Source organism: Campylobacteraceae bacterium, from assembly GCA_013215945.1.
GTDB lineage: Bacteria > Campylobacterota > Campylobacteria > Campylobacterales > Arcobacteraceae > NORP36.
Map to the genome: position 1 here is coordinate 115,592 of JABSOM010000006.1, position 19,060 is coordinate 134,651.

At 29.7% G+C, this 19,060-nt stretch carries 15 protein-coding genes; 8 read left to right on the forward strand and 7 right to left on the reverse strand.

The annotated features are described in order from the left end of the window. Nucleotides 1–9: 9 nt before the first annotated feature. From HRT41_07870 to HRT41_07900, 7 genes are all read left to right on the forward strand, one after another. The gene (locus HRT41_07870) at nt 10–1,089 is read left to right on the forward strand and encodes an ABC transporter ATP-binding protein (GenBank protein ID NQY23938.1); all 1,080 of its coding nucleotides are present in this window, start codon (nt 10–12) and stop codon (nt 1,087–1,089) included. After that, nucleotides 1,089–1,958, forward strand: a complete 870-nt coding sequence (locus HRT41_07875; protein NQY23939.1) for a sugar ABC transporter permease — start codon at nt 1,089–1,091, stop codon at nt 1,956–1,958. The genes HRT41_07870 and HRT41_07875 overlap by 1 nt, the downstream gene beginning before the upstream one ends. 3 nt (nt 1,959–1,961) lie before the next feature. Beyond that, entirely contained in the window at nt 1,962–2,792 is an 831-nt protein-coding gene (locus tag HRT41_07880; GenBank protein ID NQY23940.1) for a carbohydrate ABC transporter permease, read from the forward strand. A gap of 9 nt (nt 2,793–2,801) precedes the next feature. Continuing rightward, complete coding sequence (locus tag HRT41_07885) at nt 2,802–3,080, forward strand: DUF2160 domain-containing protein (GenBank protein ID NQY23941.1); 279 nt, start codon at nt 2,802–2,804, stop codon at nt 3,078–3,080. Between the two features lie 130 nt (nt 3,081–3,210). Continuing rightward, nucleotides 3,211–4,914, forward strand: a complete 1,704-nt coding sequence (locus HRT41_07890) for a carbohydrate ABC transporter substrate-binding protein (protein NQY23942.1) — start codon at nt 3,211–3,213, stop codon at nt 4,912–4,914. Nucleotides 4,915–5,039: 125 nt separating this feature from the next. Then, the gene (gene glpK, locus HRT41_07895) at nt 5,040–6,539 is read left to right on the forward strand and encodes a glycerol kinase GlpK (GenBank protein NQY23943.1); all 1,500 of its coding nucleotides are present in this window, start codon (nt 5,040–5,042) and stop codon (nt 6,537–6,539) included. Between the two features lie 229 nt (nt 6,540–6,768). After that, complete coding sequence (locus tag HRT41_07900) at nt 6,769–8,262, forward strand: aldehyde dehydrogenase family protein (GenBank protein NQY23944.1); 1,494 nt, start codon at nt 6,769–6,771, stop codon at nt 8,260–8,262. A 16-nt stretch (nt 8,263–8,278) separates the two neighbouring features. On the opposite strand, the gene HRT41_07905 is transcribed toward HRT41_07900, so the two are convergent. The 3 genes from HRT41_07905 to HRT41_07915 all read right to left on the reverse strand — a co-directional run bounded on the left by HRT41_07905 (nt 8,279) and on the right by HRT41_07915 (nt 10,590). After that, entirely contained in the window at nt 8,279–8,782 is a 504-nt protein-coding gene (locus tag HRT41_07905; protein NQY23945.1) for a dihydrofolate reductase, read from the reverse strand. Beyond that, complete coding sequence (locus tag HRT41_07910; GenBank protein NQY23946.1) at nt 8,782–9,645, reverse strand: thymidylate synthase; 864 nt, start codon at nt 9,643–9,645, stop codon at nt 8,782–8,784. Before HRT41_07910 ends, HRT41_07905 begins: the two co-directional genes overlap by 1 nt. A 102-nt stretch (nt 9,646–9,747) precedes the next feature. Further along, nucleotides 9,748–10,590, reverse strand: coding sequence for a DUF2333 family protein (locus HRT41_07915; protein ID NQY23947.1), 843 nt, complete (start codon nt 10,588–10,590; stop codon nt 9,748–9,750). Nucleotides 10,591–10,850: 260 nt separating this feature from the next. Between HRT41_07915 and HRT41_07920 the strand changes: the two genes are divergently transcribed. Then, nucleotides 10,851–15,857 carry a transporter substrate-binding domain-containing protein gene (locus HRT41_07920; protein ID NQY23948.1) on the forward strand — a complete coding sequence of 1,669 codons (5,007 nt, stop codon included), beginning with the start codon at nt 10,851–10,853 and terminating at the stop codon, nt 15,855–15,857. A 33-nt stretch (nt 15,858–15,890) separates the two neighbouring features. Here HRT41_07920 and HRT41_07925 read toward each other — a convergent pair whose 3' ends face one another. The 4 genes from HRT41_07925 to HRT41_07940 form a co-directional block, all read right to left on the reverse strand. Beyond that, nucleotides 15,891–16,820, reverse strand: coding sequence for a D-2-hydroxyacid dehydrogenase (locus HRT41_07925; protein NQY23949.1), 930 nt, complete (start codon nt 16,818–16,820; stop codon nt 15,891–15,893). 16 nt (nt 16,821–16,836) lie between these two features. After that, nucleotides 16,837–17,457, reverse strand: coding sequence for a LysE family transporter (locus HRT41_07930; GenBank protein ID NQY23950.1), 621 nt, complete (start codon nt 17,455–17,457; stop codon nt 16,837–16,839). 69 nt (nt 17,458–17,526) lie between these two features. Then, nucleotides 17,527–18,432 carry a DMT family transporter gene (locus HRT41_07935; GenBank protein ID NQY23951.1) on the reverse strand — a complete coding sequence of 302 codons (906 nt, stop codon included), beginning with the start codon at nt 18,430–18,432 and terminating at the stop codon, nt 17,527–17,529. Between the two features lie 59 nt (nt 18,433–18,491). Further along, nucleotides 18,492–19,055: a TetR/AcrR family transcriptional regulator gene (locus tag HRT41_07940; protein ID NQY23952.1), complete on the reverse strand. Its 564-nt coding sequence runs from the start codon at nt 19,053–19,055 to the stop codon at nt 18,492–18,494. Between the last annotated feature and the right edge of the window lie 5 nt (nt 19,056–19,060).

Below are 19,060 nucleotides of genomic sequence, written 5' to 3' on the forward strand. Positions count from 1 at the left end.
AGAAAATTTATGGCTAGAATAACTCTTTCAAAATTAGCACATTCTTATGTTAAAGATCCAAAAAGTGACAAAGATTATGCTTTAAGAGAATTAAATCACGAATGGGAAGATGGTGCGGCTTATGCCCTACTTGGACCCTCAGGTTGTGGAAAATCAACTTTACTAAATATTATTTCAGGAATAGTAACTCCTTCTCATGGACGTATTTTATTTGATGATATAGACGTAACATTTGAAGATACAACAGACAGAAATATTGCACAAGTTTTTCAGTTTCCTGTTGTATACGATACGATGACAGTACAACAAAACCTTGAGTTTCCTTTAAAAAACAGAGGAAAAGATGCTAAGTATATTGCTCAGAGAGTAGCTTCAATTGCACGCTCAATTCAAGTAGAAGATATCTTACATAAAAAAGCACGAGGCTTAAGTGCAGATCAAAAACAAAAAATTTCACTTGGCCGTGGAATGGTTAGAGAAGATGTAAATGCTATTTTATTTGATGAACCTTTAACAGTAATTGACCCTCATATGAAGTGGGAATTAAGAACTCAATTAAAAGCTTTACATAAAGAACTTAAACATACTATGATTTTTGTAACCCATGATCAAACAGAAGCTTTGACATTCGCAGACAAAGTAGTTGTTATGAATGTAGGAGAAGTGGTTCAAATAGGAACACCTCAAGAGCTTTTTGAAAAACCTGCTCATACTTTTGTAGGTTATTTTATAGGCTCTCCTGGTATGAATATTTTAGATGTAGAAATTTCAGGAAATCAAGCAAAACTTTTTGATGCCAATGTTGAATTAACGCAAAGTTATTCTGGTTTAGAAGGTAAGTTAGAACTTGGAATCAGACCTGAATTCATGACTTTATGCGAAGAAGGTCAAGGAATTAAAATAGAAATAACTAGAATTGAAGATGTTGCACATCATAAAATAGTGAGAGCTCGTTATGATAATAAAGATATCAATATTATTGTACAAGAAGATGTAGTTATTACGGAAACGATGAACAATATGACTTTTGATATGAGTAGAGTAAATATTTACGAAAACTCATGGTTAGTTGAAGGAGAAAAAATATAATGAAAAAAACAGTCAATCAAAAAGCATGGTTTTTAGTTTTACCAGTGCTTCTTCTTGTTGGGTTTTCAGCCGTTATTCCTTTAATGACTGTTGTGAATTATTCGATTCAAGATACTTTTGGAAACAATCAGTTTTTTCCAGTAGGTCTTGAGTGGTTTGAAGAAATTCTGCATTCAGAACGTATTCATGATGCACTTGGACGACAAGTTTTATTTACAAGTATTATTATGGCCATTGAAATTCCTTTAGGAATTTATATTGCTTTACAAATGCCTAAAAGTGGAATTTGGGCTTCTGTATGTTTGGTACTAATTTCACTTCCTTTATTAATACCTTGGAATGTTGTAGGTACTATTTGGCAAATATTTGCAAGAACAGATATTGGTCTTTTAGGGCATACCGTTGCTGCTATGGGTATTGATTATAATTATTCCCAAGATATATTATCCGCTTGGATTACTATTATTGTTATGGATGTATGGCATTGGACTTCATTAGTTGTTTTACTTTGTTATGCAGGATTACAATCAATTCCAAGTGCTTATTATCAAGCGGCAAAAATTGATCAGGCTTCAAGATGGAATGTTTTTAGATATATAGAATTACCTAAAATGATGGGTGTTTTATTAATTGCAGCTCTTTTACGTTTTATGGACAGTTTTATGATTTATACAGAACCTATGGTTTTAACAGGTGGAGGACCAGGAAATGCAACAACGTTCCTTTCTATTGATTTAGTAAAAATGGCTATTGGACAGTTTGACTTAGGACCTGCGGCTGCATTTTCATTAATGTATTTTTTAGTAATTTTATTAGTATCTTGGGTGTTCTTTACTGTTATGTCCAATATTGACAAAGAAGAAGGTTAGACAATGAATAACGCTCCTGTAAAAAAAGGTTTTTTCTCTAGTAAATCACCTGCAATTATGCTTTTATATATAATATTTTTAATGTTGCCAATTTATTGGTTATTGAATATGAGTTTAAAAACCAATCAAGAAATACTGGGAACCTTTTCTATGTTTCCAAATGATATAACTTTTGATAATTATATAGTTATCTTTACTGACCCTGATTGGTACTGGGGTTATATCAACTCAATGACATATGTTGTTATGAATACGCTTATTTCATTAGGGGTAGCTTTACCTGCTGCTTATGCATTTTCTCGTTATCGTTTTTTAGGAGATAAACACCTATTCTTTTGGTTATTAACCAATAGAATGGCACCTCCTGCTGTATTTGCTTTGCCATTTTTTCAACTGTATTCAAGTGTAGGTTTATTTGATACACATATAGCAGTTGCACTTGCACATACACTTTTTAATGTTCCTTTAACCGTATGGATTTTAGAAGGATTTATGAAAGGTGTGCCAAAAGAAATAGATGAAACTGCTTATGTAGATGGGTTTTCATTCTTTGGTTTCTTTACAAAAATTTTTACGCCAATGATTGCTTCAGGTATAGGTGTAGCAGCGTTCTTTTGTTTTATGTTTTCATGGGTTGAGCTTCTATTAAGTAGAACCTTAACAGCAGTTGATGCTAAATCTATTGCAGCAACAATGACTAAAACAGTTTCTGCTTCAGGCGTTGACTGGGGTGTATTATCAGCAGCAGGAATATTAACTATTTTACCTGGGGCTATTGTTATTTATTTTGTGAGACATCACATTGCTAAGGGTTTATCTCTTGGAAGAGTATAAGGAAGAATTATGAATTTATCTTGGATGGCATGGACAACACCAACAGCTATATTTTTTATCTGTATTTTTATGGCTTTGTTCGTGATGACAATTTGGGCTATTAAAGCACCACAAGCACCACGTCTTGGAATTTTACGTATAGAAACAACACCAGGGGATAGACTTTTTTTAAGTCTACTTGGATCAGCTTTTATTTCTTTAGCGTATTTGGCAGCTTTTGGAGCACCCATTTTTGGAGCTTTAATCGTTTGTTTTTTTTATAGCCTTTGCGTTTTTCGTTGGGTATAAAATTTAATGTAAAAACCTTTTTGGTTTTTACCTTTTTACATAATTCCACACCTAAGTATTAATTTAATATTTAGGCGTGCGATTATCGCACCTTCCCATTTATGGGAAAACATTAACATAGGAGAATGAAATGAAAATTAGAAATGGAATGACGACTTCAATTCTATTAACTGCCTTAGTTTCTAGTACTGCTGCATTTGGCGCAGCAGATATGAGTAAATGGTTGAAAGAATTTCAACCATCAGTTTTAAGTGTTTCTGAACAAAAGAAAGAATTATCTTGGTTTGAGAATGCAGCACAACCTTATAAAGGAATGACTATTAAAGTTGTTTCTGAAGGTATTGGTACTCACGTTTATGAGAGTAAAACATTAACAAAAGCATTTTTTGATTTAACTGGTATTAAAGTTATTCACGACATTATTGGAGAAGGTGATGTTGTTGAAAAACTTCAAACACAAATGCAAACAGGTCAAAATATATATGATGCATATATTAATGATTCAGATTTAATTGGAACGCATTGGAGATATCAACAAGCTAGAGATTTAACTTCGTGGATGAAAAACGAAGGTAAAGATGTAACTAACCCAGGTTTAGATTTAAATGATTTTATTGGTTTAGATTTTACAACTGGTCCTGATGGAAAATTATATCAATTACCAGATCAACAATTTGCTAACCTTTATTGGTTTAGAGCGGATTGGTTTGCAGACAAAAAAAACATGGCTGATTTTAAAACAAGATATGGTTATGACTTAGGTGTTCCAGTTAACTGGTCTGCTTATGAAGATATTGCAGAATTTTTTACAGGTCGAGTTATTGATGGTAAAAAAGTATATGGACACATGGATTATGGTAAAAAAGATCCTTCTTTAGGTTGGAGATTTACTGATGCTTGGATGTCTATGGCTGGTATGGGCGATATTGGTGAGCCAAATGGATTACCTGTTGATGAATGGGGAATTAGAGTAAATGATAAATCTCAGCCTGTTGGTTCTTGTGTAGCAAGAGGTGGAGCTACAAATTCACCAGCTGCTGTTTATGCAATTGAAAAATACTCTGAATGGTTGAAAAAATATGCACCACCAAGTGCTGCTGGAATGGTATTCTCTGAAGCTGGTCCAGTACCTGCACAAGGTGAAATTGCACAACAAATGTTCTGGTACACAGCTTTTACAGCTGATATGGTTAAAGAAAAAATTGCTGTTGTAAATGCAGATGGAACTCCTAAATGGAGAATGGCTCCATCACCACATGGTGCATATTGGAAAGAAGGAATGAAAATTGGTTATCAAGATGCTGGTTCTTGGACTTTAATGAAATCTACTCCTGTTAAAAGAGCAAAAGCTGCATGGTTATATGCACAATTTGTTACATCTAAAACTGTGGATTTAAAGAAATCTCATGTAGGATTAACTTTTATTAGAGAGTCTTCTATTAATCATGAATCGTTTACGAAAAGAGCTCCTATGCTTGGTGGATTAATTGAATTCTATAGATCTCCTGCAAGAGTTCAATGGTCTCCAACTGGTACTAATGTTCCTGATTATCCAAAATTAGCACAATTATGGTGGCAAAATATTGGTGATGCATCATCTGGGCAAAAAACTGCACAAGAAGCTTTAAATTCTTTATGTAAAGCTCAAGAAAAAGTTCTTAAAAGAATCGAAAGAGCTGGTGTTCAAGGTGATATTGGTCCTAAATTAAATGACAAAAAAGCTGAGTCATATTGGTTAGCACAACCAGGTTCTCCAAAACCTAAATTAGCAAATGAGAAACCTCAAGCAATTACAGTTTCTTATGATGAATTAATTAAATCTTGGTCTAAATAATTTATCTTTATCTGATTTAAGATTTTTCTTAAATCAGATATACTTCTTCAAAACATCACAAGATTATTTCACAGTAAGTATTTTTAAAACTTTTTGTGTAATGAACTTAAAATAAAGTAGGTATTATGAAATATATTTTAGCCATTGATCAAGGAACTACATCAAGTAGAGCTATTTTGTTCAATAAAGAAATGAAAATTGAAGCCATTTCCCAAGAAGAGTTTCCACAACACTTTCCAAATTCTGGGTGGGTTGAACATGATTGTAAAGATATATATGCAACGGTGCTCTCAACTTGTAAAGATGTACTAAAAAAAGCCAATGCAAGTTCTTCTGATATAGTATCAATTGGAATTACCAATCAAAGAGAAACAACAGTCGTTTGGAATAAACATACAGGTGAAGAAATTTATAATGCAATAGTTTGGCAAGACAGAAGAACAGCTGCTTTATGTGATAGTTTAAAAGAACAAGGTCATGAAAACGCATTAAGAGAAAAAACGGGCTTATTATTTGACCCCTATTTCTCAGGTACAAAATTAAAATGGATTTTGGATAATGTAGAAGGTGCAAGAAAAGAAGCAAGTATTGGCAATCTTCTTTTTGGAACCATTGACTCTTATTTAATATGGAAGTTTACAAGAGGTAAAAACCATGTGACAGATGCTACAAATGCTGCAAGAACAATGTTATACAATATAAAAGAAGGCAAGTGGGATAAAGACATTTGTGAACTTTTAGATATTCCAATGTCTATGTTACCCAAGGTTCAAGATTGCGCAAGCGATTTTGGAAGTATGGACGCTTCAATATTAGGAACAAGTATAGCTATTAATGGAGTTGCAGGGGATCAACAAGCTGCAACTATAGGGCAAGCGTGTTTTGAGCCGGGAATGCTAAAATCTACTTATGGAACAGGATGTTTTGCACTTTTAAATACAGGCAATGAAATGGTTTTATCTAAAAACAGACTTTTAAGTACTATTGCTTATCAACTGGATGGAAAAACAACCTATGCACTAGAAGGTTCAATTTTTGTAGCAGGTGCTGTAGTTCAGTGGTTAAGAGATGGTTTAAAAATCATCAAAGATGCTAAAGAAACGCAAGACATGGCTATAAATGCAGACCCTTCTCAACAATTATATATAGTTCCTGCTTTTACTGGTTTAGGGGCTCCTTATTGGGATGCAAACTGTAGAGGTGCTATTTATGGACTAACAAGAAATTCTGGACCTAATGAATTTGCAAAAGCTGCACTGCAAAGTGTTGCTTACCAAACGCGTGATTTACTTGAAGCCATGTATAACGATTGGAATGTAAGTGATGATGCAATAAAATCCAATGCAACACTGAGAGTTGATGGAGGAATGTCAGCTTCTTCATGGACAATACAATTTTTATCAGATATTCTAGGAAAAAGTGTAGATAGACCTGAAATACTTGAAACTACTGCTTTAGGTGTAGCTTGGTTAGCAGGAATGCAAGCAGGTTTTTATCCTAAAAAAGAAGAATTTGCAAAAACATGGAAACTTGAAAAACGCTTTACTTCAAGTATGAAAAAAGAAGAAAGTGAAGCTTTATACATGGGATGGAAAGATGCTGTGAAACGTACACTGTCCACATAAACTTCATTTTATAATTCACATACACTCAAAATAATACAGGCTTTTTAGTAGAGAAATCTACTGAAAAGCTAAGTACTCATAGCTAACATTAATAATAATTTTCTTCTTTAATAATACATACTAAGATAATAATTTTTAATGACATACTATCATGTCATTATGACAACTAAGCTAATATTAAGATTATATTCATTATAATGACATAACAATTAATCAAGGAAGATACAAAATGAAAAACTTATTACATAATGATATATTAAAAGCAACATTTATGAAATCACTTAAAACAAAAACTATGAAAAATTTAATCTGTGGAGAATGGGTAGACAGTGAAGAAACTGCGCAAAATGTTAATCCATCTGACCCCTCAGATATTGTTTCAACATTTTATAAAGCAAGCTTGAACCAAGTTTTTGATGGAATTAACTTTGCACATGAAGCTCAAAAAGAATGGGCAAAATCATCAATGAAACTAAGAGAAGAAGTACTTAACGATATTGCAAATAAGTTAATGCACAATAAAGAATATTACGGAGAAGTAATTGCAAGGGAAGCTGGTAAACCTATTAAAGAAGCTACTGATGAAGTAGTAAAATCAGCTGAATTCTTTTCATACTTTGCAGCAGAAGCAAGTAGAAATAAGGGTGCATACATGGACTCACCAAGAGAAAATGTTGATATTGAAATCATCAACGAACCTATTGGAGTAGTTGGAGTTATTACCCCTTGGAATTATCCTTTAGCAATTCCTGCATGGAAAATTGCACCAGCATTAGCTTATGGGAATTCTGTTATTTTAAAACCATCAAGTCAAACTCCTGCAATTGCTTATATATTAGCTGAGATTATTGATTCAAGTAATTTGCCTAAAGGTGTATTTTCATATATATCAGGTGCAGGTTCTGTAATTGGAAATGCTATTGCTGATTCTAAAAAAGTACAAGCTATTACCTTTACAGGTTCTGTTGATGTTGGAAAAGATTTAGCATTTAGATCTATGAGATCTATGACTAAATTACAGCTTGAAATGGGAAGTAAAAACTCTCTTATCATTTTAGACGATGCCAATTTAGATTTAGCTGTTGATGCTGCTATTAAAGGAGCTTACAATGCGAATGGTCAAAAATGTACTTCGTGTTCAAAACTAATAGTAACACCTGGTATTTATGATGAATTTATAGCTGCTTTTACTAAGAAAATGAAAACACTTGTTGTTGGAAATGCTATGGATAAAGACTCTGCAATTGGACCTTGTATTGATAAAAAACAATTGGATTCAAACTTAGCTTATATTAAATTAGGTATTGAAGAAGGTGCTACTTTAGTTTGTGGCGGAGAAGCAATCAAAAGTGAAACAGGTGGATATTTTTTCAGCCCAGCATTGTTTGTAGATGGAAAATCACAAATGAGACTAAACCAAGAAGAAATATTTGGTGCAGTTGCTTGTGTAATTAGAGCTGAAAATTATGAAGAAGCAGTTGAAATTTTAAATGATACTGAATTTGGATTATCAGGTGGAATTATAACTGAGTCGTTAAGCATGGCTATGAAATTCAAACACGATGCAGTAGTAGGAAATGTAATGATTAACCTAGCAACAGCTGGAATGGATAACCATGTACCCTTTGGTGGAAGAAAAAATTCTTCTTATGGATCACGTGAAAAATCTTATGCTGCTAGTGATTTTTACACAACAAGTAAAACAGCCTATATTAAATACTAGAATTTCTAGTATTTAATTAAGACTTTTTTTCTAAAACCTTAAAAACCCAAGATGGAGATATAATTTCTTCATCTTCCTTGATTTCTTCATAAAACTTTTCTTCTTTTATATTCCATAAACCTTGATCATATGTTCTAAAATAAGCATCGGCTTCACCCTCATAATTTACTTCGGACACATACATTCTATCTACTAGATCAAATGCCAAATCATAAATTAATGCCCCACCTATAATAAACAATTCTTTTTCACCCTTTTCTTTAGCATAGTTGATGGCTTTTTTTAAATCAGTATAAACATTCACACCCACATATTCAAAAGTACTTTGTGATAAAACAAGAGAGGTTCTATTGGGTAAAGGTTTTCCAATAGACTCAAACGTTTTTCTTCCCATTAAAATATGATGACCTGATGTTATTTTTTTGAAGTTCTTAAAATCTTGCGAAATATGCCAAAGCATTTGATTGTTTAAACCAATTTGATAATCTTTTCCATAAGCAACGATAAGTGAAACTATCATTATACTGCCATCTTTGCTTTAATAGAATCATGACATTTATAATCTTCTAAAACAAAATCTTCCATCTTAAAATCAAAAATAGATTTAATATCTTTATTAATTTTCATTCTTGGTTTTGCAAAGGGTGTTCTGCTTAATTGTAAAGTACTTTGTTCAATATGATTAGAGTACAAATGCGCATCCCCAAAGGTATGTACAAAGTCTCCTAACTCTAAATCACATACTTGTGCAATCATCATAGTTAAAAGAGCATAAGAAGCGATATTAAAAGGCACGCCTAAAAAGATATCCGCACTTCGTTGATACAATTGGCAAGACAGTTTCCCCTTAGCAACATAAAATTGGAAAAAGGTATGACAAGGAGGCAAGGCCATTTTATCAATCTCACCTGCATTCCATGCGGATAAGATTAAACGTCTTGAATCGGGATTGGTTTTTATTTGATGAATAAGCTCACTTAATTGATCAAGTGACTCTCCATTGTTTTTCTTCCATGAACGCCACTGTGATCCATAAACAGGTCCTAATTCTTTAATAGTATCACTGTTCGTATAACCTAAGTCTTTTCCTTGTTGATCTGCATTTGCAGTCCATACTGTTTTTTTACCAATTAAATTTTTAGCTTCATCTGCATAATGAATTTCAGCCAAACGTCTTTCATCAGTAGAACCTTCTATAAACCATAATAATTCAGAAACAATTGCTTTTAGATGACATTTTTTTGTAGTAACTAAAGGGAAACCTTCATTTAAATCAAAACGCATTTGGTAACCAAATACAGAGGTAGTTCCCGTACCCGTTCTGTCTTCTTTTTTTACGCCATTAGCTAAGACGTGTTGCATTAAATCTAAATATTGTTTCATTAAAATTCCTGTAAGATAAAACCTATGGTTTTTATTTTTTGTATTTTACAATAATGTAGATTAAGAAGAATAAAACAAAAGTAAAATAATTTACTTTTGTTTTTAGCCGTTTCTTAGTTTGTCTCTTAATTCACCCAGTTTTTGAGCAATAATATTGGCTTGTTTTTCTAGTTTGGAAACATGTCCTAAAGCTTCTAATATAACAATATGGTTTTGTGAAATAGCTTCATTTACTAACTCTAATAAGGGAACAAAGTTTTCAACATAAGAAGATTTATCTTTCATTTTGTCTTTAAAATCATAATCAATACCTTGCAAAAATTTAGATATTGCGATTAAATTTCCTTTTAACTGATAAAATTTATCATCATCAGTAAAAAAACTTGATTTCACCATAGTATTGGTTTGTAATTGTTGTTTTAATTTATCAAGAACTTCTGCTAAATTATCAGAATTTATAATAAATACAGCTTCTTTTTTATTCATGCCTACATTTTTATCTTTTTGCAATTGTACGACATAAGAATCAATATTAGATACTGTTTGTTTTAATCTTGTAGTATAAGAAGTAAAAATAGGCAAGGTATAATCGGCATAAATATTTGATCGCGCTTTTACTAAATATTTATTAGCCCCACCCGTACCCCTATTTCTTGCAAGATTATTTTCTAAGGTATTAACAGCAATACGGTACATTTCAATTTGACCTACTTGCTCATAATATTTATTATCAATGTATAAATTAACCCCTGTAAAATTAGTAACTAAACCCTCATCTAAAAGATCATTAATTCCATTGCGTACTGAGTATACTGTTGTTTTTCCTAATAGGTTGTTGTATTGTTTAATACTTTTAACGTCATCAGTCGTAATGCTGTAAAAGGGAGCTACTACAAGACTTAAAGGAAAGAACCACAATATAATTGAGATAAGAGCTACAAACACAATATTAAAAAGTACTTTAAAAAATGATTTCCAATCTTGTCAGTTTGCGAACAATTTATCCTGTAGCGTTTCCATATATATTCCTTATTCTAATTGACTTTTATTTTATCACAATAAGGGCACTGTTTGCTTAAATAAGTCTCATTATATATAATCTTTTGTATTATTATATTTATATTAAGAAGAAATATTAACTCAAGTAAAGAAGATAATTTCTATTAATACTTTATTATAATAAAAAGAGTAAAAAAGGGAAAGTTATGAAAAGCCTGTTAAAGATTTTATTTATTATAGTTCTTTGTGATAACCTTTTAAATGCTGAAATACATTATAATTTAAAAGAAAATAATATTTTAACAGCCCAAGAAAAACTCTTCTTAGAAAAAAAACCAAGTATAAATATTGCTGTATTTGAAAATTGGGAGAATTTTTCTTACAAAGATAAAAATGGAAAATTCATTGGTTATCATATAGACTTAATAAAAATTATTAATAAAAATCTAAAAACCAATTTTGAAATACAAGGTTTTTCTTCTTGGTCAGAGGCTTATACCTCTGCTAAAAATACAAAAGTAGATGGAATCATGGGTTTGTATTGGTCAAAAGAAAGAGAAAAAGACTTTATTTATTCTCCTAGTTATTATAACTCCCCTACTTATCTTATTGCAAGACAAAATGACAATAGTGTTAATAACATTAATGATATAAAAGATAAAACAGTTGTTAGCATAAAAGACGCTTTAATACTTAAATTATTAAAAACATACTATCCAAGTACTAAAGTAATATTAGTAAAAACGCTGAAACAAAGATATGAAAAAGTTCAAAATAAAGAAGCAGATGTATTTTTTGTAAATAATGTAAACAATCAAGATTTAAAAAAATACAAGTTAAAAATTTTCTATACCCTGTATTTAAAAGCAGGTGAATTTTCTTTAGGAACTTCAATTAACAATAAAGTATTAGCAGGAATATTTAAAAAAGGTGTAGATTCTTTAAGTCAAGAACAAAAAGACTCTTTAAGAAACAAGTGGTTGGAAAATACAAATAATTCAATCTTTTCAAAAGAGGAATTAATATATATAAAAAAAACTCCTCCATTAAAAGTAGGAGTGGAGCAATGGCCTCCTTTTATTTTCTCTGAAGATGGAAATAAAGTACAGGGGATAGTAGCAGATCTACTTAAGAAGATAGGAAATATATCTGGTCTTAAATTTAATTATATTCTAGGAGATTGGCCTTGGATTCTAAATAAATTTAAAAAACAAGAACTTGATATTCTACCGGCTACTGCATTTTTAAAAGAAAGAACAAGATATGGTTTATATACTCCCTCTTATCTAACAAATCTTAGTGCTTTATTTGTAAAGAAATCCAATAGTACAATTAAATCCTTTAAAGATTTAAACTTTAAAACATTAAGTATGATAAGAGGTTATGCATCCATTGAAAAAATTAAAAAGAAATTCCCCAATATTAAAATTAAAGAAGTATCTAGCCTTGATGAATCAATTCAACTTTTATTAAATAATGAAGTAGATGCTTTTTATGGTTTTGAGCTGAATGGAAATTATATTTTAAAAAAATCCCTTATTACGTCTATTAAAACAATCTTTCAAAATGATATACAAAAAGAGGACGTTCGTATTTTCTCCAGAAAAGACGATTATGTGTTAAATTCTATTTTAAAAAAATCCCTTAGTGCTATTTCTTTAAAAGAGAAAGAGGCAATATTTGAAAACTGGATAAAAGAAAAAAAACAAACAAAAGAAGTAAATATAATTTTAGGGCAAAATGGAGAACCTTATTCTTTTGAGAATTCCTTTTTAACTGGTATTGAATACGATTTACTTGAGTTTATTTTAAAGAAGATGAATATTTCTATTAATAAGGAAAGAATAAGCTCTATGGAAAATATCTATAAAGAATTTAAAAATAATAAAGAATTTGATATAGCTTTTTCCCTAAAAAAAAGAAACAATGATTTTTATTATTCAGATAATTTTATCACGTTTGATGATACAGCCATTACACGATATAAAGACAATATAGTTATTAAAGATATTTCCGCACTAAAAAACAAAAAAATACTCTCTTTTAATTTAGCAACAAAGCACTTAGGTTATGAATTCTTTAATGCGGTAACAAATAATGAGCAATATAAGGAATATAAATCACAAAGAAAACAAGTAAAAGACTTTTTAAATAGTGAATCTAGCGTATTAATCATTGATAGAAATATTTTTAAGTGGCAGTTGAGGGAATTAAGTTCAAAAAGTATTTCAGAATATAAATTTGATGATATTTTTAGTGAAAAGAACACATTATACGTTGCTTTTAAAAACAAGAAATTAAGAGATATCTTCAATACAAAATTACGTGAAATAAAAGACTCAGGAAAATATCAAGAAATAATTAATAACTATACAAGATACGATATTAAATCCAAAAAAAAACTCAGTCTTTTTTTATCTGCAATACTTGGAAAAAGTATTGCATTAAATAACATAAAAGAAATAAAAGAAATTTCTAGAATCTTTTTAGCATTAGGCTATATAGATAAACTTGAGGTATTCAATGAAAAAGGAAAGATTATTTTTACATCTAAAAATAATGAGAAAAAGTTTTTTTTAGAAGGAAAAAGTTTTTACAATGCTTTTTTTAAGCCCATTGAAGTTGGTTTTATTAGAATTTATTTTGATGAAAAAAAACTCAAGGAAAAAGTTTCTAATAATGTGCTTATTCCAGAGATAGGAAAATTTAAGCATTTGAATATATTTCCACAAATAAAAAAAATTTATCAAAGGTTTGACTATTTAACACAACAACTAAGCTTTACAAAAAAAGAACTAGAATACATCAAAAACAAGCCTATAGTAACTTATGCAGAAACCAACTGGGAACCTTTTGCATTTTTAGATAAAGACAATAACGATGAAGGAATAATAGCTGAATACAAAAAAATAATTGAGAATAAAACGAATTTGAGATTTAAACATATTAAATCTATTAATCATGATAACTGGGGAAATGTAGTCAAGGCATTTAAAGACAAAGAACTTGATATATTATTATCCTATAATCCTTTTGAATTGAATCCAACAAGAGGTTTAGTCTCTAATGCGTATGAAACCTTTAAATATGTCATCGTTACAAAAAAAGATACTGCTTTTGTAGATAATATAAGTGATTTAAATAACAAAACTATTGCTTTAAGAAAAAACTTTTCGATAAAAAGATTTATTGAAAAATCCTACCCAAATATTAAAACTTTAGAAGCAAAAAATGAAGAAGATGTTTTCAAACTCATTTCTTCAAAAAAAGCGTATGCCACTATTGAACATTATGCCATTGCATCTTACAAAATCAATACGATTTATAAAGATTTAAAAATCGCAGGGGTATTAGAAAAAAAATACAGTCATCATCTTTTAGTACAAGAAAATAATCCTATTTTATTGTCAATTTTAAATAAAGTCATTAAAAGCATTACTTTAGACCAAAAAAACAAAATTCGAAATAAATGGATTCACAGCTCAAAAAAAACCATTACTGATTACACGCTGGTGTATCAATTGTTAGCTGTATTTATTCTTATTCTTATTATCATATTCTTTTTTATGAGAAAATTAAACAAAGCAAAAAATTTAATTGAAGCAGAGAAAAAGAATCTTGAAACATTATTTATGGATATACAAGATGCTGTAATACTTGCTAAGGATGGTAGGTATATTAATGTTAATAATTCTTTATTAAAACTTTTTAATATAAAAAACAAAAAAGACTTTTTAGATCAAGTTCCTGGTTCAATGGCACCTAAGTACCAGGCCAATGGAGAATTATCTCATAATGAAATGCATAAATTTTTAGACATAGCTTACAAAAAAGGAAACATTCGTTTTCAATGGCAAAGTAGAAGAACTTCAGGAGAGATTCTTTGGATTGAGTTTGTTGTAAGTAAAGTAAAATATTTCAATGAAGATATTTTACATATGTTATGCAGAGATATTACAAAAACCAAACTCTTAGAACTGGAGTTAAAAGAGCAAAAAAATATCTTTGAAACTTTATTTAATGACAGTGCAGATGGTGTTGCTTTAATTAAAGATGGTCTTTTAGTTGATTGTAATAATGCAGTACTAAGTATGTTTGGTTTTAAAAACAAAAGTGAGCTTGTCTCTTTAAGTTTTAGTGATATATCTCCTTTATATCAAGAAAATAATAAAAAATCCAGCAAAGAAGCAAAACTTAAAATGATTGACAGTGTTAGATATGGCTCAAATCGTTTTGAATGGATACATAAAAAAGTCTCTGGCGAGATTTTTTGGGCTGAGATTGTATTAAGCCATATAAAAATTAACAATGAAAATATTATTCATGTAGTTCTTAGAAATATTTCTGCAACAAAACGATTACAAGAGCAAATTAAAAACAGAACCAATGATTTAGAATACAGTAACAAAGAATTAGAAAATTCAAATGAAGAATTACAAAAAACCATACTAAATTTAAAACAAACACAAGAACAACTTGTAGCATCTGAGAAAATGGCCTCTTTAGGGGGTTTAGTTGCAGGAGTTGCTCATGAGATTAATACACCAGTAGGCATTGGACTTACTGGAATATCTCACTTAGAAGTACTTACTGAAACTATAAACAAACAATATAATAAAGATATTATGACTCAAAATGATTTTGAAGAGTATTTATTAACCTCAAAAGATTTAAGTAATTTAATTCACAAGAATTTGCAAAAAGCAGCATCTTTAGTTAGATCTTTTAAACAAGTAGCAGTTGATCAAAGCAGTGAAGAAAAAAGAGTTTTTAATTTAAAAGAATACATGGATGAAATTTTGCAAAGCATACATTCAGTTACTAAAAAAGCAGATATTCAAATAGATGTACTGTGTGAAAAAGATATTGTTATCAACTCTTATGCCGGTGAGTATTCACAAATTATGACAAATTTGATTATGAACTCAATAGTTCATGCTTTTAAGAAAAAAGAAAAAGGTAAGATTATCATCAGTATTACACAAAACAACGATGAACTTATTATTGTATATACAGATAATGGGAAAGGCATTAAAAAAGAAAATCTGCACAAAATATTTGATCCATTTTTTACAACCAATAGAAACAATGGGGGGTCTGGTTTGGGATTAAATATTATTTATAATATTATTACCTCAAGATTCAAAGGAAATATTACGTGCAAGAGTACTGAAAACGAAGGTGCTGAATTTTTTATTCACTTAAAAGTATAAAAAATTCAACGATGTTAAGAAAAAAAGAATTTATTATTTAGCCTTAAATGTTTCTATATTTTTAGCCACTGCTTTAATAAGCCTAGTCCTAGCTTCTATACTTGCCCAGCCAATATGTGGAGTAAGAAGTAATTGTTCCTTGTTTTTTACTTTTAAGAGTGGGTTTGTGCTTAATATTGGTTCTTTTGAAACCACATCTATTCCACAATATATCTCTTGTTCATCAATAATTTTTGCTAAGTCTTTCTCATTAATAATTCCACCACGACCAAGATTTAATAAAATAGCCCCTTTTTTAATGCTCTTCATATTCTCATAATTTAATAAATCTTGAGTTTTATCATTTAAAGGGCAGTGAATTGAGATAATATCTGAGCTTCTAAGAAGTTCTTCTAAACTTACTTGTTTGTATTTACTGTTATTATTAGCTCCAGATGTAGAATAATATACGACTTCACAATCAAAAGCTTGGGCTTTTTTAGCAAGGTTTTCTCCGATATTTCCCAAACCAATGATTCCCAGTCTTTTTTTATCTAAATCATAAAAAGGTTCATCTATATGGGTAAAAATATCAGACTTTTCCCATTTACCATCATCTACATATTTTTTATAATACGAAAGTTTTTGTATAAAATGAAACATCATTGCAAAAGAGAGTTGTACTACTGATGACGTAGAATAACCTGCTACATTTTTAACTTCAATATTGGATTTTTTTGCATGTTCTAAATCCACATTATTCATACCCGTAGCACTTATACAAATTAGCTTTAAAGAACTTTTATCCATATGATCTTTAGTTATAATTACTTTATTCGTAATTACAATATCTGCATCTTTAATACGTTCTTGCACGTCTTTCTCTAAAGTAACATCATAAGAGATAAACTCTCCTAAATCCTTAAAAACATCTACCTTTGCATCAAAACCTAGGGTTGCACGATCTAACATTATTATCTTCATATTTTTTCCTAATTTTTTATTTACTTAAAGCCACTGAAATACCCATAGAAATAAGTACCGCACCTACTGTTCTATCAAACATTTTTCCAAAAGAATTAAAAAACTTTCTTACTTTGTTTTTTGAAAGAATTAAACTTAAACATACAAACCATAATGTTGTTGCCAACATTGCAAAAATTCCATAAAATATTTGTACACTCATTGGTGTACTTGGACTAATTACTACTGTAAACATAGAGATGAAAAATAAGGTAGCTTTTGGATTCAGGGCATTGCACAAAAAACCAAGTACAAAAGACTTTTTATCTGAAATATCACTGTAGTTTTGTACTTGCTGTTTTTTTAATTTTAAACCAGCTGATTTTAAACTTTGGTAACCAATATATATTAAATATGCAGCACCTAAATATTTAACAATAGAAAACAATAAAATCGATTGAGAGATAATAAAACCAATTCCCAATAATGTATAAATAATATGAACAGAAATTCCTAAACCAACACCAAAGCTAGCAATTACTGAAGAGCGTTTTCCATAAGTAATACTTTGTTTTAAAATCATTGCAAAATCAGGGCCAGGGGAAAGAAGCGCTAAAAGTAATGCAAAAGCAAAAATTAAAAATTCATTTAAGTACATAGTATATTCAAACATGTTTATCCTTTTTATTCTAAGCAGTGTAACATAAAATAATAGTCATCTGCTTTCTTATATCTTTGCATTTACTGTTTTTATTTCTTCTGTTTTTTGCTGTTTTTTGTGAATTTCTCTAAGACCTAAAAGAACCATTCCAATGCCAAATAGCACCAATAAATCTATACTCTCATCTAATAAAAAATATGAAATTACAACAGCACTTACAGGTACTAAATAAAATAAAGAAGCCACTTTAGAAATATTATTCTTTTTTATCATTAAATACAACAGAGATAAAGCCCCAATACTAACACCTATTGACATATAAAACAAAGCAATAAAAAAATCTTTGTTATATATAATATAACTTTCTTCTAAAAATAAAAAAGGTATTACTAAGAGCGAAGAACTTAATGTTCCAATAGCTCCCCCTGTAAATAAATTCATATTAGAACAATATTTTTTTTGATAAATATTTCCAAAGGATAATCCAATAAGTGCTACAAAAGCACAAAAAAGTGAAAGAATATTCAAATTCTGCGTATTTAATTTAAATAAAACAATACAAAACACACCAAAAAAAGCAATAAATAAACCTCTCCAAATATATTTATTAATACGTTCATTTAAATATTTTTGTGCTATTAATGTTACTAATAAAGGTTGTAGTGAAATAATTAAAGCGCATAAAGAAACGGATAAACCATAAGATAAAGCCAAATATACACCAATAGAAAAGGTTCCTACAGTTAACGTACCAGCAAATGCTATATGCAAAAATTCTTTTTGTGTTTTTGGCCAAGAACTTTTTAATAACAAAGAAAGAATAAATAAAATTAAAAAAGCAATAAAGAAACGAAGAATTAAAAATGCCATAGGACTTGCAAATGCTAAACCCATTTTAGTAAAAACAAAACCACTTCCATATAAAACAATAAAAACAAAAGGCATACTCAAACTTAGGTATTTCATATTCATTTCAACTCCTTGACTGTTTAGTCAAGAAATTATAGCACGATTAAACTATGCAGTCAAGTTTATACTCTAAGAGAATTTAAATACGCCTCTAGTTCACAAATACAGCTAGAAAATACAGCTAAGCTTTGAGATTTTTTACCTGTTCCTAAACAACCTTCAAAAGAAGCTACTACAAAAAGAGCAAGTGATTTACTGTTTTTATGTTGTATTTCTTTATTTTTTATGGCATTTTTCAATACTTCTTCTATAACTTCTTCAAATCTTAAATATACTTTTTCTAGGGCTGTTTTAAAATCTGCATCTTTGCAAGACAGTTCTTGTACTAAGTTATTTAATTTGCATCCATGGGCTACATCAAACTCTTTTCTGTTTTTAAAAATAAAAAGAAGTCCCTCAATAATATTATCTTCAAGTTCTAATAAAGTCTCATATTTTTTCATATTATTAGCTAAATTTATGTTTATACTTGCTAATACCAATTCTTTTTTTGATTTAAAAAAATGGTACATAGAACCCTTGTTCATATTTGCTTTTTTTAGTATTTTGTCAACAGAAGTGGCATGGTAACCATTTAAATAAATTTCCTCAAAAGCAATACTAAGAAGTTTTTCTTTGCTGTTCATGCTTA

Coding starts and splice junctions, on each gene's coding strand:
- HRT41_07890 (NQY23942.1), top strand. CDS start 3,211: ATGAAAATTAGAAATGGAATGACGACTTCAATTCTATTAACTGCCTTA.
- HRT41_07900 (NQY23944.1), top strand. CDS start 6,769: ATGAAAAACTTATTACATAATGATATATTAAAAGCAACATTTATGAAA.
- HRT41_07940 (NQY23952.1), bottom strand. CDS start 19,055: ATGAACAGCAAAGAAAAACTTCTTAGTATTGCTTTTGAGGAAATTTAT.
- HRT41_07885 (NQY23941.1), top strand. CDS start 2,802: ATGAATTTATCTTGGATGGCATGGACAACACCAACAGCTATATTTTTT.
- HRT41_07875 (NQY23939.1), top strand. CDS start 1,089: ATGAAAAAAACAGTCAATCAAAAAGCATGGTTTTTAGTTTTACCAGTG.
- HRT41_07920 (NQY23948.1), top strand. CDS start 10,851: ATGAAAAGCCTGTTAAAGATTTTATTTATTATAGTTCTTTGTGATAAC.
- HRT41_07880 (NQY23940.1), top strand. CDS start 1,962: ATGAATAACGCTCCTGTAAAAAAAGGTTTTTTCTCTAGTAAATCACCT.
- HRT41_07925 (NQY23949.1), bottom strand. CDS start 16,820: ATGAAGATAATAATGTTAGATCGTGCAACCCTAGGTTTTGATGCAAAG.
- glpK (NQY23943.1), top strand. CDS start 5,040: ATGAAATATATTTTAGCCATTGATCAAGGAACTACATCAAGTAGAGCT.
- HRT41_07930 (NQY23950.1), bottom strand. CDS start 17,457: ATGTACTTAAATGAATTTTTAATTTTTGCTTTTGCATTACTTTTAGCG.
- HRT41_07905 (NQY23945.1), bottom strand. CDS start 8,782: ATGATAGTTTCACTTATCGTTGCTTATGGAAAAGATTATCAAATTGGT.
- HRT41_07910 (NQY23946.1), bottom strand. CDS start 9,645: ATGAAACAATATTTAGATTTAATGCAACACGTCTTAGCTAATGGCGTA.
- HRT41_07935 (NQY23951.1), bottom strand. CDS start 18,432: ATGAATATGAAATACCTAAGTTTGAGTATGCCTTTTGTTTTTATTGTT.
- HRT41_07870 (NQY23938.1), top strand. CDS start 10: ATGGCTAGAATAACTCTTTCAAAATTAGCACATTCTTATGTTAAAGAT.